Origin of the sequence: Spongisporangium articulatum (assembly GCF_044465595.1) — a bacterium.
In the GTDB taxonomy this organism is placed as follows: domain Bacteria; phylum Actinomycetota; class Actinomycetes; order Actinomycetales; family Kineosporiaceae; genus Spongisporangium; species Spongisporangium articulatum.
Genome location: NZ_JBITLV010000002.1, coordinates 150,590 through 165,508, shown reverse-complemented (window position 1 = coordinate 165,508; position 14,919 = coordinate 150,590). Strand labels below are relative to the sequence as shown.

Sequence of the window (14,919 nt, the reverse complement as noted above, 5' to 3'; positions counted from 1 at the left end):
GCGTCGAGACGCAGTGTGCCGGGTCGTGCCGGGTCGTCCCGGGTCGCCTAGCGCGACGCGCTCGTGCGCGCGATCCGCTTCCGCTCGTACATGGCCAGATCGGCCCGGGTAAGGGCCGCCTCGAAGGACTCTCCGGGCGTCCAGAGGGTCCAGCCGATGCTGACCCCGACCTGCATGCCCTCGGCCACCGGGCGGCTGAGGGTGGCCCGGAACCTCTCGACCAGCGCGGCGACCCGACCCGGGGCGGGCTCCTCGGCCCCGTCGGTGTCCAGGCGGGCCACGATCAGGAACTCGTCCCCACCGAGGCGTGCGACGGCGTCCGCGGGCCCGACCTCGCCCTGGAGCCGATCGGCGACGACGCTCAGCACCTGGTCGCCCGCCTGGTGGCCCTGCGTGTCGTTGACCCGCTTGAAGCCGTCGAGATCGAGGTAGAAGAGGACGTGCGGCACCTGCATGGCGGCCGCCCACTTCTCCAGCGCGTTGCGGTTCATGAGCCCCGTCAGAGCATCCAGGTCGGCCTGTTGCCGCAACTGATACGCCATCCCGCGGACCGCCTCGACGCTGCGGTGCATCATCGCGCCGAGGGGGCCCGGCGCCGACTCGTCCAGACAGGGGTCGTCGAGCCGTCCACCGGCGATCGCCTCGGACTGCTCCCGGATCTTGTGCAGCGTGCGCGCGCCACCCTCGAGCGCGACGGCCAGCTCGGACAGCTCGTGCCGGCCGGCGATGGTGACCGGTGGCCCGTCGAGGGCGCCCCCGGCCAGGTCGGCGGCCCGCACGGTCAGGGCCCGCAGCGGTCGCAGGACGGAGCGCAGGACCGCGGCCCCGACGGCCGCGGTGGCGAGCAGCACGAGCAGGGACAGGACCGCGGCCCGCCGCTCGTTCTCCTGAGCGACGCGCAGCCGGGTGCGCACGCCGTCCTCGACGAGAGCCCGCCCGGCGTTCGCCACCTCTGTGATCTCGTCGTGCAGACCGTTGGCGTTGACGGCGGTCCGCGAGAGCTGCCACGGATCGTCCGGAGGCTTGGCTCCGGCCGCCACCTGCACCGCGCGGGCCATGTCGGTCTCGAAGCGGAGGAACTGCGGGGTCCGGGTGAGGTCGAGGGCGCGTTGCCGGGTCGCGACGCCCGAACCGAGGCCCAGACCGGCGACCGCGTTGGCTCGTGCGCCGCTCAACATGCTCACCAGGTTGGGGCCGGGGTTGCGCAGATCGGCCAGGACGGCGAACGCGGTGAAGAACTCCCGGGTGCTCGTCCGGTCGACGTCGATGCCCTCCTGGTAGGTCACCCACCCCGAGGTGGCCAGGCTCATCCCGAGGTCGGCCAACTGGGTGTCGGCCCGAGCCCGCAGCTCGGTGTACGTGGCGATCTGGTCGGCCGTGGGCCACGAGCGCTGCGCGAGCAGGCCCTGCAGGAGAGCGACCTCCTGGTCGAAGGTCGTGACCAGGGCCGCGGGCACGGCGTCCGGGTAGCGGGCCAGGGCGCGCTGGTAGATGGCGATCCGACCGTGCTCGTTCTGGATCGCCAACGACCAGATCTGCCGCACCGTGGCGTCCCGCAAGCGGGTCCGTGACCCGCCGCCGGGGGGTGGGAACGGGCCGAGGGCCAGGACCTCGGGCTGCACCGGGCCGGCCTGCAACTGCATCATGGCGCCGATCACGTGGAGTTCCACGAGTTCGTCACGGGCCGCCTCGGCCGCGCCGCGGGCACTGAGGAACTGCGACCCCAGGACGGCTCCGGCCACCAGGAGCGGAACGGCGATCGCACACCACAGGCGCGTGGCGACCCCGACCCCGCTCAGAGACCTCACATCCTGTACTCGGCCTGACGGCGTCCGGTCTTGAGCGGCCGGCTTTGCCGAGGGTGACGACGATGCGTCGGATGGGGATGATTTCTCCGCACCTGCGTCACGGTCGACGACAGGCGTCTCTAGGCTACGGCCGTGACCAGCCCCCGGATCGGCGTCGTGATCGTCGCCTACAACGCCTCCCCGCAGGCCGCCGTGCTAGCCCAGAGCCTGGCCGGGCAGGGTGTCGACCCGCACGACGTCGTGATCGTGAACAACGGCGAGCAGCCCGACCGGCAGGCCACCGCGGAGAAGCTGTGGAGCGAGGGCACCTGGCTGCACCTGCCGAACCCCGGCTACGGCGGCGCCGTGAACGCGGCCGTCGCCACCCTGCCCGAGGGTGTCGACGTGGTCGCCATGCTGGCCGACGACGTGACCCTCTCCCCCGGCCTCCTGCCCGCCCTGGCCGCGGAACTCGACGACCCGCAGGTCGCGCTGGTCGGGCCGGCCCTGTTCGACTCGCGGGACGGGTCGCTCTGGTCGCACGGCGGCACGATGGCCGACCGGGGCAACAACCCCCACCACCTGCGTCCCGAGCGGGACTACCCGGGCCCGCCGCTGTGGCTGGACGCGGCGGTCGCGGTCATGCGCCGCACCGACTTCCGCGCGCTGGGCGGTTTCGACGAGGCCTGGTTCCACTACTACCAGGACGTCGACTTCGGGCTGCGGGTGATCCGGGACCTGCACAAGCGCATCGTCGTGCGCACCGACCTGAGCGCCACCAAGGTGCCGAACGAGGACCTGACCCCGTACATCGACACGTCCGGCCGGCTGCGCCTGCAGCGCAAGCACCAGCAGTGGACGGCGGTGCTCCTGCTGCTGGCCGACACGTTCGTCCGGACGGTGGTCGGCTGTCTGAAGAGCCCCGGCCAGGCGAAGGAGAAGCTGCGCGAGCGGGCCACCGCCGTGCGCGACGGGCTGTTCCGCTAGCCGGAAACTGTTAGCGGAGAACCGGAACCCCGGGCCCGCGCCAGCACACGGGGTCGGCGACGACCGGCTCGGCGCCGGCCGCCGCGCATGAGCACGGTGTCACACAGTGCTCACCAGGCGGTCGCGGTGTCACACCGCGCCCACCGACGAACGGCGCCGGTCACCCGAACCACACCCGTCACGAATCACCGGCCCACTTCTGCGGCGCATGTGGCAGTCGTTGCGCGACACGGACTTTGCTTTCCCGTTCTGCTTCGCACATCGACCCGGACGCGCCATCCTGGGCGGCAACGGACAGGGGGAAGGAAGTCATCGTGGCGCTCGCACCGCAGCTGTCCACCTGGGTCACGCGCCGGGAGCAGCGGCGCCGGGCCCGTCTGCGTGCCCTCACGGCGTCGGTGGCCCTCTCCGGGCTCGGGGCACTGTGCGTCGATGCGCTGCTCTACCTGCCGCTGCTCGTGGTGGTCCCGGTCGGGTTCTACCTGACGGCCGAGTGGTGCTGGTGGCGGACGTGGGCCGACCGGTGCGACCGCCGGGGCAATCCCCGCATCCGGGCCGCGCTCCCCCGCGCGGTCGTCGAGAGGCCCACCCGGCCGCGGCTGGTCCCCGGGCAACGACTGCCCGACAGCGACGTCCTCGTGCCCGGCTTCCTGACCGTGGCCGGTGACGAATGGCGCTGGCACGCCAACCGGCTGGTGAACCCCGGCATCGGGTCGGTCAGCTGGCGCTCCGGCGACGTCCTGACTCCTACGGTGACGCGCTCCTGGGGCCCGGGCCTGCCGCCGGCGGGCTACCTGACCTTCGTCAGCCCGGGCGGCTCGCCCGTGACCGCCGTCGTCGCCGAACCCGACCGCACGCAGGTGCTGCTCGACCGCCACCGCCGCGACCGCGCCTGGTGGGACTGAGCCCGGGAGCACTCAGCCGCGCACGGCGGCGATGACCTCGCCGTAGCGTTCCAGCGCCGGGGAGTCCCACACCCCGACCGGGCTGACGATGAGGTGCTGGACCCCGGCGTCCACGTACGACCGGGCCCGGAGCACGTGGTCCTCGACCGTGCCGGGGTTGGTGGCCGCCGCCCACCGGGCGTGACCGCGGGCCGGACGGCGGGCCGCCAGTTCGGCGTCCAGCTCGGCCGTGTGGCGGGCGACCAGGACCGTCGACAGGTGGGTGGTCTCGACGTCGGCCGGGTCGCGGCCGACGGTGGCGCAGTGCTCGGCCAGCACGGCCAGCTTGCGCCGGACGGTGGGCACGTCACCGGTGAGGTTGCAGGCGTCGGCGTAGCGCGCCACCAGCCGCAGGGTGCGCCGCTCCCCCGAGCCGCCGACCAGGACGGGGACGTGGGCCTGCAGCGGCCGCGGGTAGCACGTCGTGTCCGGCACCTGGAGGACGCGGCCCGTGAAGGGTTTCGCGCCCGGCCCCCACAGGAGGGGCAGCAGCTGCAACGCGTCCTCGAGCAGGTCGAGCCGTTCGGCCGCGGGCGGGAAGGGCCAGCCGTAGGCGGTGTGCTCGGCCTCGAACCAGGCGGCGCCGAGGCCGCAGCGGGCCCGGCCGCCGCTGAGCACGTCGAGGGTGGCGACGACCTTGGCCAGGTGGGCGACGTTGCGGTACGTGATCCCGTGCACCAGCGCCCCGATCGTCGCCCGCCGGGTCGCGGCGGCCAGGTAGCCGAGGGTCGCGACGCTCTCCGGCATGTCCTCCCAGGCACGGCCCAGCTGCGGGATCTGCCGGAAGTGGTCCATCACCCAGATCGAGTCGAACCCCGCCGCCTCCGCACGGGCGGCGACGTCGGCCAGTCGCGGGCCGAGTTCGGCCGGCCCGCCGGGCACGTCCCAGCGGGACAGCTGCAGCCCGAACCGGATGACGGAGGGCTCGGACGCCCGCCCCGCAGGCCCCGGGGCGGGCGCGGCGGCGGGCGCGGCGGCGGGGGTGAACGCGGCGGGGACCACGCGCACCGGCTGGGGCGTGACGACGTCCGTGAACCCCTCGACGGCCAGCCCCACCCGCACCTGCGTGTACCGCTTCAGCTGAGCGGTGAGCACGGCCTGCGACAGGCGGTCGGCCGGCCCGCGGGCCGCGTTCCGCCGCCGGCATTCGGCCGGTTCGGTGTCGAAAGCGACCGCCACACAGGGCATCCCGTGCGCGACGGCCAGCCGCAGCCAGGCGGCGCGGCGCTCGTCGTCGAAGCCCAGCGTGTCGACGACGGTGGTCAGCCGCCGCCCGAGCCGGGCCGCGACGATCCGCTCGAGCAGGTCGAAGGCGTCGGCGCTGGCCTCGAGATCACGCGGGCCCTCGCCGACGACGGCGCGCAACCGGTCGGAGGAGACGACCTGCTCGGGCCGGAAGTGCTCACCCGCCCAGTGGCTCTTGCCCGACCCCGACGCCCCGACGAGGACCAGCAGCACCGGGTCGGGCAGCCGCAGCACGGGTCACCCCGCGCCCAGCGCGCGCACCAGCTCCGCGGTGTAGACCGAGGGGTCGGGCTCGGGGGTGACGGTCGGATCGACGACCATCAGCAGGGCGACCGACAGCTTGCGCTGCGGGATCACCTCGAGGTCGTTCAGGAAGGTGGGGATGTCGCCCTGATGCCCGACCGACACGTCCCCGTCACGGTCCTTGATGCCCGTGCCGAGCCCGTACCCCGCGGTGTCGTCGGGCGCGGTGGCCAGCTCCCGCACCTGCTTCACCGGCAGGGTGCGCCCGCCGTACAACCCGTACCCGTAGCGGGCGGTGGCCAGCGCCGTCCCGGCCATGGCCCCACCGGCCCCGGCGATCGAGGCGAGGCCCGCGTTGGGCACGTACTCCCCGTCGGGCCTGTCACCGAGCGCGGGGGACGGCGCGGCCAGCCGACCACTCGGACGTTCGCCGTCCCGGGCCTGCAGCGCCAGCCCGGACGAGGCGCCGAGGACGTCGGCGCCCACCGCGGCCGCCCACGCCTTCCCGGTGACCTTCTCGATGAGGAGCCCGAGCAGCCAGTAGTTCGACGTCGCGTACTGGTAGGCGCCGCCCGGGGGCTGGAGGTCGCCGTCCGGGACGTAGCCGAGCGCCTCCCGCGCGGACCACACCTTCGTGGGCCGGCGCCGGGCGTCCGAGAGCAACCGGCCGTCGAACTCAGGGATCCCCGAGCGCATCGAGAGCAGTTGCCGGACAGTCGGTTTCTTCTTCAGCAGCGGGCTGGAGAGGTAGTTCGAGGCCGGCTTGTCGAGGTCCAGCCGGCCGGTCGCGGCGAGGTGCACCACCTCGGCGGCGACCGCGGTCTTGGTGATCGACCCGAGCGCCAGCACGGTGTCCGGACGTAGGGCCTGGCCCGCGCCGTCCTTCCCGGCCGCCCCGGCCCAGGTGCCTTCGGCGGAGACCACTGCGGCGGTCACGCCGAGCACTCCGGAGTTCAGCGTCGCGGAGTCGGCGACGACCCCATCGATGACCGCCTGCAGCGCCTTCGCCCCGCCCAGCTTCGCGCTCGAGGCGGCGGGCAGCGGGAGCTCGACGTCGGCCAACGCGGAGACCGGTTCGGGGCCGACGGAACTCACGCTCGGGTCGGACGACGGGGTGGCCCCACCGGACGTGGAGCCGGTGCAGCCGGTCAGCACCAGCGCCGGGACCACGACGGCGACGGCCGCCCGGGCGACCGCCGGCAGTGCCGCCCCTCGTTGCCAGCGCCTGGTCCGCATCCGGGCGAGCATAGTTTCTCGCCGTGCGGTGATCAGCTTCGGGCACCACACTCGTGATCTACCCGAAGAAAATCATGGACGTCGACGAGGTGGAGACATGTACATCGGAACCGCGGCACTGGCCCTGATCGTGTTCCTCATCGCCTGGCTGGCCTTCAAGGCGCCCGTCGCGGGCCTCGTGCTCGCCGTGCTGATCCTGGTGCTCGTGAACGGCGGCGTCTACATCGGCAGCCGCTAGCCCTCAGCGCGAGGACAACTGCGCCGCGCCCTCCTGCGCCGGGACCGCCGGCGTGGGAGGGCGCACACCGTCCGGGCTCCCGTCGTCCTCCAGCAGGTCCTGCGGTGCCAACTGCGCGCCGAGCAGGCCCGGCAGGTCGTCGGCCGGTACGGCCCGGGCGAACAGCCAACCCTGACCGCTGCGGGCCCCGGCGGCGATCACGGCCTGCGCCTGCTCCACGGTCTCGAGACCCTCGACCAGGACCCCCAGCCCGAGCCGCTGGCCGAGCTCGATGACCATCCGCAGCAACGGCGTGGCCTCGCCGTCCACGATGCCCTCGGCCACGAAACTGCGGTCCAGCTTCATCACGTCGATCGGGAAACGTTGCAGGTAGGAGAGGCTGCTGTAGCCGGTGCCGAAGTCGTCGAGGGCGACCTCGACCCCGTGCCCGCGCAGGGCGGCGAGCTGTTCGGCGGCCCGGTCGGCGTTGCGGACGAGTACCTGTTCGGTGATCTCGACGACCAGCGCGTCCCCGGGCAGCCCGTACCGCTCCAGCGCGGCCAGCACCGACTCGACCAGGTCGTCGCGCGCCAGGGTGGCGGCCGACATGTTGAACCCGACCCGCAGGTCGGGAGCCTGGCTGCGCCAGTGCACGGCCTGCTGCAGCGCCAGCTCGAGCACGTGCAGGTCGATGGCGGCGATCAGACCGCGCTGCTCGGCGATCGGGAGGAACACGTCGGGCGGGATGTCGTTGCCGAGGTGCTGCCATCGGGCGAGGGCCTCGACACCGCGCATCCGGCCGGTCTCGAGGTCGACGATCGGCTGGTAGGCGGCGGTGAGCAGGCCGTGCTTCAGGGCTCGGGCCAGTTCCTGCGCGATCTCGGCCTCGCCGAGCACCTGAGCGCGCATCTGGTCGTTGTAGACGAGCACCTGGTCCTTGCCGGCCCGCTTCGCGGCGTACATGGCGAGGTCGGCGCGCGCCAGCACGTCCTCCGAGCGGTCGTCCACCGACCGGTCGTCCCCGGTCACCGGGCGGTCCGCGCCACCGCCCGTCATGGCGGCGACCCCGGCGGTCGCGGCCACCGTCACCTGGTGACCACCGACCTCGAGACCGACCTTCAGCGCGCCGAGGATCCGGCGGGCGACCTGAGCGGCGTCCTCGGGTTCGGTGTCGGGCATCAGGACGGCGAACTCGTCACCGCCCAACCGCACCACCAGGTCCTCGCGCCGGGCCAGCGCCCGCAACCGCTGGGCCAAGGAGCGCAGCAGGTTGTCGCCGACCGTGTGTCCGAACGTGTCGTTGACGGCTTTGAAGTCGTCGAGATCCACGAAGATCAGGCTGTGCCGCCGCGGGCCCGCCTGATCGAGGCGGGCGATCCGGTCGGCCAGGTTCTGCCGGTTGGGCAGGCCGGTCACGCCGTCGTGGGTGGCCTGCCGGCGCAGCTCGGCCCCGAGGAGTTCCGCGTCGGCCACGGCCGCGCTCAGCTCCGCGACCGTGCGCTGGTTCTCGCGGACCAGGCCGACCAGCCGCACCGTGACGGCGGCGACCAGCAGCAGCGTCGCGACGGCGTAGACAAGGTTGTCGGCAGTGGTGTCGATCGACCAGATGAGCCGGCCGACCAGGACCGCCGGGGCGAGCGCGGCGCAGCCCAGCAGCCCGGCGAGGTAGACGGCGTCCGTACGCGCGGTCCGCGGCGGCAGGCGCTCGGGCAGCGGGCGCTGGACGGCGAGCGCGATCAGGAAGTACTGGACCATCCACAACCAGTCGAGCCAGCCGCCGCCGGTGTAGGTGCCCGCGGCCGACTGCGCCAGGTAGACGTGATCGGCGACCAGCCCGGCACCGAACGCGATCGTGAGGATCCGCAGGCTGTCGAGGCGGCCGGCGCCGAGCGCGGCCGCGGCCAGCGAGGCCGCGATGAGGATGTCGCCCGTCGGGTAGAAGACGGACAGCACGCGAGCGGCGAGCGAACCGCTCTGCACGGCGTCGACATAGGGGTGGATGAGCCACGGGAAGACCGCGGCCACGGGCCCGACACCGACCACGAAGGTGTCGAGCAGGGAGCCCGCGCCGGGCTGGTGGTAGCGGCGGATCAGCCAGGCCACCGTCCCCAGGAGCGCCACGTACGAGGGCAGGTAGAGCAGGTCGACCAGCGACGGCGTGGAGTTCCCGCCCGGCAGCAGCCCGCGGTCGACGAGGTCCCACGTCGCGTCCCCGAGGACCGACCCGCCCAGGCCCACGACCAGCGGCAGCCACACCCGGTCGGCCCCGGGGCGGACCGCCGCCCGAACGGCGTAACCGAGGACCACGAAGCCGAGTCCCGAGTAGAGCAGCGAACCGCCGAGGGCGGCTGCGAAGTCGCCGACGTGGGGCGACACGGCGTAGGACCAGACGAACCAGACCAGGCTGAAAGCCGCGAATGCCCGCACCGGGACGGCGTGGAGCCAGGCCGGAGATCGTCTCGATCCACGCATCGGCTCCACGTCCTATGTGTCGGCCGCCGCGGGGTGCGTCTTCACGCTTTGCAGGCGTTTCGCGGACAGCTCGCCGATCAGGAGGTCAGGCCAGCGCTTTGACCAGAAGCTCCAGGCTGCGTTCGCGGGCCGGGTAGCGCTGGGGATCGTCCGCCTCCCGACCGCCCGCGACCTGGGAGATCATCACCTCGTCGGCCCCGAAGGTACCCGCCAGGTCACGGATGCGGGAAGCAGCTGCGGACGGCTCGTCGATCACCCAGGCCCGGCCCATCTCCTCGATCATCCGGGCCTCGGCCGGGGTGGTCGGGGCGGCGGCGGCCTCCTCGACGGTCTCGACCGGGCGCATCGGGCCGCCGGTGCGGATGCGGGCCATCTGCCGCAGGGCCGGCAGGGCCAGCTGTTGCGCCTCCTCCGCGCTGTCGGCGGTCACCGCGTTGACCGTGACCAGCACGGTCGGCTCGGGGTAGGCCTCCGACGGCTCGAAGGTGTCGCGGTAGATGCTCAGCGCGTCGGCGGTGCCGGCCCCGGCGAAGAAGTGCGAGGCGAACACGTAGGGCAGGCCGAGCGTCCCGGCCAGGCGGGCCGAGTAGTCGCTGGAGCCGAGCAGCCAGATCTGCGGGACGCCGGTGGCGGCCGGGGTGGCCCGCAACGTGTACTCGCGCCCGTCGGCCAGCTGCACGGGGGCCCCGGCGGCACTCATCGCCTCGGCGACGAGCCGGACGTCCCGGGGGAACGTGTCCACCTGACCGGCCCGCCCGGAGGCGCCGAGGACGGCGGTCACCACCGGGTCGCTGCCGGGCGCCCGGCCGATGCCCAGGTCGATGCGGCCCGGGGCCATCGCCTCGAGCAGCGCGAACTGCTCGGCGATCACCAGCGGCGGGTGGTTGGGCAGCATCACCCCGCCCGAGCCGACCCGCAGGTTGCGGGTGGCGCCGGCGATCATGGCGATGATCACCGGCGGGTTGGTCGAGGCCACGGCCGGCATGTTGTGGTGCTCGGCCACCCAGTACCGGTGGACGCCGAGGTCGTCGGCGCGGCGGGCCAGGGCCAGCGTGGCCGCCAGCGCGTCGGACGTGCTCTGGCCGGTGCGGACGCTGATCAGGTCGAGAACGGAGAGCTTCACCTCTGCCGCAACCCCGGCAGCGGCGGTCCGCTTCCCGATCCGGGGCCACCCTCGACCCTGCGGTGCTGCGTTTGCGCATGATCACCGCGTCAGCCTGTGCGTTGATCATGCGCAAACGCAGCAACGACCCTCAGGCCGCCGCGCCCTCGCCGGGGGTGCCGCCGGTCATGTCCATCGAGAAGTTGACCTTGCTCGGGCGCAGGCGCACCAGCAGCTCACCGGGGACGGCGTTGCGCCGGCCGAACTCCTCGGCCCGGTCGGCGCCCATGTAGCGGCCGCCGATCGCGGTCGAGAACGGCAGCATCTCCGCCAGGTCGTCGGAGATCGTCACCGTGCCCTGGACCTGGACGAACTTGTAGGGCGGCTCGGGCAGGTCGACGGTCAGGCAGACCCGCGGATCGCGCTGCATGGCGTGCGCCTTGGCCGAGTGGTCGCCCGTGTTGAAGACGAGGTCGTCGCCGTCCATCACGAACCACACCGGGACGGCGAGCGGGCGCCCGTCGCGCGCCACCCAGGCCAGCATGCCGGTGCGGTGACCCTCCGTCAGGAAGGTGCGGACGTCGTCCGGGAACAGCTCTTCGCTCATGTGAGCACGGTGCCACACAGTGCCCACCGGGTGGGCGAGGTGTCACACCGCGCCCATGAAGGTGCTCACGAGAGTCAAGCGGTGGGCACGTGCCGGTAGAAGGGCGCGTCGGACGGCGGCAACGGGGTGTGCCCGGCGATCAGGTCGGCGGCCTTCTCGGCGATCATCATGACCGGCGCGTAGAGGTTGCCGTTCGGCACGTGCGGCAGGGCCGAGGCGTCGACGACGCGCAGCCCCTGGACGCCGTGCACGCGCATGCTGTCGGGGTCGAGCACGTCCATCGGGCCGGTGCCCATCCGGGCGGTGCACGAGGGGTGCAGGCCGGTCTCGGTGTTGTCCTTGACCCACTCCAGCACGTCCTCGTCCGACTGGATGTCGGGGCCGGGCGCCAGTTCTCCGCCGTTGAAGGGCGCGAACGCGGGCTGGTTGAGCAGGTGCCGGGCCGCGGCGACGCACTCGACCCACTCGCGCCGGTCCTGTTCGGTGGACAGGTAGTTGAACCGCAGCTGCGGGTACTCACGCGGGTCGGTGCTGCGGATCTTCACGGTGCCGCGGGCGTCGGAGAACATCGGCCCGATGTGCACCTGGTACCCGTGGCCGTTGGTCAGGCTGGTGCCCTCGCGGGTCACGGCCAGGGGGAGGAAGTGGAACATCAGGTTCGGCCGGTCGACCGTGTCGTTGGTGCGGACGAACCCGCCGCCCTCGAAGTGGTTCGAGGCGCCGGGCCCGCTGCGCCGCAGCAGCCACTGCAGCCCGATCTGCGGCTTGCGACGCATCCGCAGCAGCGGGGTCAGCGACACCTCCTGGGTGCAGGCGTACTGGACGAACGACTCCAGGTGGTCCTGGAGGTTCTCGCCGACGCCGGGCAGGTCGGCCACCACGTCGATACCGAGCGCCTTCAGCTCGTCGGCGTTGCCGACGCCCGACAGCTGCAGCAGTTGCGGGGTGTTGAACGCTCCCCCGCACAGGATCACCTCGCCGGCGCGCACGGTACGGGCGGACGTCGTCCGCCCGCGCCCGAGGTACGTCGAGTACTCGACGCCGACCGCCCGCTCGCCCTCGAACAGCACCCGGTGCACCAGCTTGAACGTCTTGACCGTGAGGTTCCGGCGCCGCTTGACCGGGTGCAGGTAGGCCCGGGCCGCCGAGAGCCGCCGGCCCCGGTGGATGGTCTGGTCGAAGCGGGAGAAGCCCTCCTGCCGGTAGCCGTTGACGTCGTCGTTCAGCGCGTACCCGGCCTGCTGGGCCGCGGCGAAGAAGGCGTCGTAGAGCGGGTTGGCGGCCGCGCCGCGCTCCAGGACCAGCGGGCCGTCACCACCGCGCCAGTCGTCGACGCCGCCGAGGCAGGTCTCCAGGCGCTTGAAGTAGGGCAGGCAGTGGGCGTAGTCCCAGTTCTGCAGGCCGGGTTCGGTGGCCCAGCGTTCGTAGTCCAGCGGGTTGCCCCGCTGGAAGACCATGCCGTTGATGCTGCTGGAGCCGCCCAGGAGCCGGCCGCGGGGGTGCTGGACCCGGCGGTCGTGCAGGTGGGGTTCGGGCTCGCTGTAGTACGACCAGTCGTAGAGCGGGTTGCCGATGGCCAGGGGCAGCGCGGCCGGCATGTGGGTGAGGACGTCCCACACGTAGTCGGGGCGGCCGGCCTCCAGCACGAGCACCGTCGTGCCGGGGTCGGCGGACAACCGGTTGGCCAGCACCGAACCGGCGGAGCCGCCCCCGACGATCACGTAGTCGTACCGTTCCTGCACAGCCCTCTCCCAGCTCACCGGTCCCCGGCTGGGCATTCTGCCCTGGCTGGAGGGGCCGCCGGGCCGGATCGACGCCCTGTCGTCCGGAATCGGGGCGAGATCCCGTAGACCGGGACCAGCCGGAACTCATGCCCCACCTGCCCCGTTGAGCACTCCAGGGCACAACTGGGTCGTGCGATTTACCACAGGCGCACGGTTTTTGCCGGGTTGGCGCGCTGGCTTGGTACCGTCACAGGATTCCTGTGACGGTCACCGGAGACCGGAGAAGCACGACGTCCTGTCCCTGAGGCTGACACGAGGCAAGGAGGCCCATGTACGGCCCGATCGCGCCCACCGAGCGCATCCCGGTCTACCGCCCCTATCTGGGGCCCGAAGTCACCGCGGCGGCCACGTCGGCCCTCGAAGCGGGTTGGCTCGGCATGGGCAAGCTCAGCCAGGACTTCGAGCACGCGATCGAGCGCTACCTGGGGCTGGACGGCCGCCGCGCGGTCTCCACCAACTCCTGCACCGAGGCCCTGCACCTGGCGGCCCGGCTGATCGACCTGCAGCCGGGCGACGAGGTGATCGCGCCGTCCTTCACCTACGTCGCCGGGCACCAGGCGCTGACCCGGACCGGCGCGAAGATCGTGTTCTGCGACGTCGAGGACGCCGGGCTGAGCATCGACCCGGCCCGCATCGAGGAACTGATCACCGACCGCACCCGGGCGATCCTGGCGGTCGACTACCTCGGGCTGCCCTGCCACCTGGACGAGATCCTCTGGATCGCGCGGCGCCACGGCCTGCGGGTGATCGAGGACGCCGCACACGCCTTCGGCACCCTGAGCGACGGCCGGCCGGTGGGCTCGTTCGGCGACATCACCTGCTTCAGCTTCGGCCCGGTGAAGATGATCACCACGCTGGAGGGCGGCGCGATCGTCACGTCCGACCCGGGCGACGTCTCCACCCTGCACGAGCTGCGCCACCTCGGCATCGACTCCGACACCGACGCCCGCTACAAGAACCAGCGGAACTGGGACTTCGACGTCGTCCGCCAGGGCTACCGCTGCCACCTCGGGTCCGTGCCCTCGGCGATCGGGCTGGCCCAGCTGGAGATGGTCGAGGAGTTCGTGCGCAACCGGCAGGACTACTGCCGCCAGTTCGACGCCGCCTTCGCCGACCTGGCCGCACGCGGCGACGTGCAGTTGTTCGGCACGGACTGGAAGGACGTCGCGCCCTACATCTACGTGCTGCGGGTCAGTGATCCGGCCCGGCGCCCCGCCCTCATCGAGCACCTGAAGGAGGCCGGGGTCGCCTCCGGCATCCACTTCCTGGGCGCCCACGAGTTCAGCTTCTACGCCGACTCGCGCCGCGGGCCGCTGCCCGTGACCGAGCTGGCCACCCAGCAGGTGCTCACCCTGCCCCTGCACCCGTACATGGACGCGGGCACCCTGGACCGGATCACGACGGCCGTTCGGAGCTTCTTCCTGCCATGACCGCCCTGCCCACGCTCAGCGTCCTGGTCACCTGCAAGAACAGCGCCTCGACGCTGGCCGACACCCTCGAGTCCATCGCCGCGCAGACGTACGACGGGTGGTGGGAGGTCGTCGTCGTGGACAATGCCTCGACCGACGAGACCGTCACCGTCGCCAACGGATTCGCGGGCCGCCTGCCGAACCTGCGGGTGCTCGGGGTGCCGAACCCGGGCTACCAGGCGGCGGGGCTGAACCACGGCATCGCGCAGAGCACCGGCGAGGCCATCGCCTTCCTGGACAGCGACGACCTGGTCGCCCCCGGCTACCTGACCGCGCTCGGCGCGGCGCTGGCCACGGCCCCGTTCGTGGGGGGCGCCATGGACATCGAGCGGCTGAACCCGCCGGAGATCCGTGGCCGCCGGGACCCGTTGCAGCAGAACCGGATCGACGTGATCGGCTGGAAGGAAGCGGTGATCGGCGCATCCATGGGCGCCCGCCGCGAGGTCGTCGAGAAGGTCGGCGGGTTCGACGAGTCACTGCCGACCCAGCACGACCTGGACATCTCGTGGCGGCTGGCCGACATGGGCGTCGAGGCGACGTTCGTGCCCGGCGCCCTGCTGCACTACCGGTACCGCGTCGGCACACGCGAAATCTTCAGCCAGGAGCGCGGTTACGGCGAGGGCGAGGTCGTCCTCTACCGCAAGTTCCGGCCGCTGGGCATGCCACGCCGCTCGCCCCGGCAGACGCTGGGCGACCTCTTCCGGCTGCTGCGCGCGCTCGTCGGCGTGCGCCGCACCGAGGGGCCGGCGCGCCTGGCCACCACCGCAGGCAAGCTGCTCGGGCGCGTCGAGGGAAGCGTCCGGTACCGGACGCTCTACCTCTAGAA

The 14,919-nt window shown here is 72.6% G+C and carries 12 protein-coding genes; 5 read left to right on the top strand and 7 right to left on the bottom strand.

Annotated features, from left to right (window positions below):
- Positions 1-47 precede the first annotated feature (47 nt).
- Entirely contained in the window at positions 48-1,808 is a 1,761-nt protein-coding gene (locus ACIB24_RS06975) for a GGDEF domain-containing protein (RefSeq protein WP_398277239.1), read from the bottom strand.
- Positions 1,809-1,940: 132 nt separating this feature from the next.
- On the opposite strand from ACIB24_RS06975, the gene ACIB24_RS06970 reads away from it, so the two are divergent.
- Positions 1,941-2,774, top strand: coding sequence for a glycosyltransferase family 2 protein (locus ACIB24_RS06970; RefSeq protein ID WP_398277236.1), 834 nt, complete (start codon positions 1,941-1,943; stop codon positions 2,772-2,774).
- A gap of 314 nt (positions 2,775-3,088) precedes the next feature.
- Positions 3,089-3,679, top strand: a complete 591-nt coding sequence (locus ACIB24_RS06965; protein WP_398277233.1) for a hypothetical protein — start codon at positions 3,089-3,091, stop codon at positions 3,677-3,679.
- A gap of 12 nt (positions 3,680-3,691) precedes the next feature.
- On the opposite strand, the gene ACIB24_RS06960 is transcribed toward ACIB24_RS06965, so the two are convergent.
- Both ACIB24_RS06960 and ACIB24_RS06955 read right to left on the bottom strand, forming a co-directional pair.
- The gene (locus tag ACIB24_RS06960; RefSeq protein WP_398277231.1) at positions 3,692-5,197 is read right to left on the bottom strand and encodes a TIGR03560 family F420-dependent LLM class oxidoreductase; all 1,506 of its coding nucleotides are present in this window, start codon (positions 5,195-5,197) and stop codon (positions 3,692-3,694) included.
- 3 nt (positions 5,198-5,200) lie between these two features.
- The gene (locus ACIB24_RS06955; protein ID WP_398277228.1) at positions 5,201-6,442 is read right to left on the bottom strand and encodes a serine hydrolase domain-containing protein; all 1,242 of its coding nucleotides are present in this window, start codon (positions 6,440-6,442) and stop codon (positions 5,201-5,203) included.
- A gap of 97 nt (positions 6,443-6,539) precedes the next feature.
- On the opposite strand from ACIB24_RS06955, the gene ACIB24_RS06950 reads away from it, so the two are divergent.
- A complete protein-coding gene (locus ACIB24_RS06950) occupies positions 6,540-6,680 on the top strand; it encodes a hypothetical protein (RefSeq protein ID WP_398277225.1) in 141 nt (46 codons plus the stop codon).
- Positions 6,681-6,683: 3 nt separating this feature from the next.
- Here the strand turns inward: ACIB24_RS06950 and ACIB24_RS06945 are convergent, their stop codons facing one another.
- The 4 genes from ACIB24_RS06945 to betA form a co-directional block, all read right to left on the bottom strand.
- Complete coding sequence (locus ACIB24_RS06945) at positions 6,684-9,086, bottom strand: putative bifunctional diguanylate cyclase/phosphodiesterase (RefSeq protein WP_398277222.1); 2,403 nt, start codon at positions 9,084-9,086, stop codon at positions 6,684-6,686.
- Between the two features lie 130 nt (positions 9,087-9,216).
- Positions 9,217-10,254, bottom strand: a complete 1,038-nt coding sequence (locus ACIB24_RS06940) for an MsnO8 family LLM class oxidoreductase (protein ID WP_398277219.1) — start codon at positions 10,252-10,254, stop codon at positions 9,217-9,219.
- Positions 10,255-10,384: 130 nt separating this feature from the next.
- Positions 10,385-10,840 (bottom strand): PPOX class F420-dependent oxidoreductase, encoded by a 456-nt coding sequence (locus ACIB24_RS06935; RefSeq protein WP_398277216.1) that lies wholly within the window; start codon positions 10,838-10,840, stop codon positions 10,385-10,387.
- Positions 10,841-10,914: 74 nt separating this feature from the next.
- Entirely contained in the window at positions 10,915-12,582 is a 1,668-nt protein-coding gene (betA, locus tag ACIB24_RS06930) for a choline dehydrogenase (RefSeq protein WP_398277213.1), read from the bottom strand.
- A 311-nt stretch (positions 12,583-12,893) separates the two neighbouring features.
- On the opposite strand from betA, the gene ACIB24_RS06925 reads away from it, so the two are divergent.
- Both ACIB24_RS06925 and ACIB24_RS06920 read left to right on the top strand, forming a co-directional pair.
- The gene (locus ACIB24_RS06925) at positions 12,894-14,054 is read left to right on the top strand and encodes a DegT/DnrJ/EryC1/StrS family aminotransferase (protein ID WP_398277211.1); all 1,161 of its coding nucleotides are present in this window, start codon (positions 12,894-12,896) and stop codon (positions 14,052-14,054) included.
- On the top strand, positions 14,051-14,917 hold the full coding sequence (locus ACIB24_RS06920) for a glycosyltransferase (protein ID WP_398277208.1): 867 nt from the start codon (positions 14,051-14,053) through the stop codon (positions 14,915-14,917). The genes ACIB24_RS06925 and ACIB24_RS06920 overlap by 4 nt, the downstream gene beginning before the upstream one ends.
- The last annotated feature ends 2 nt before the right edge of the window (positions 14,918-14,919 follow it).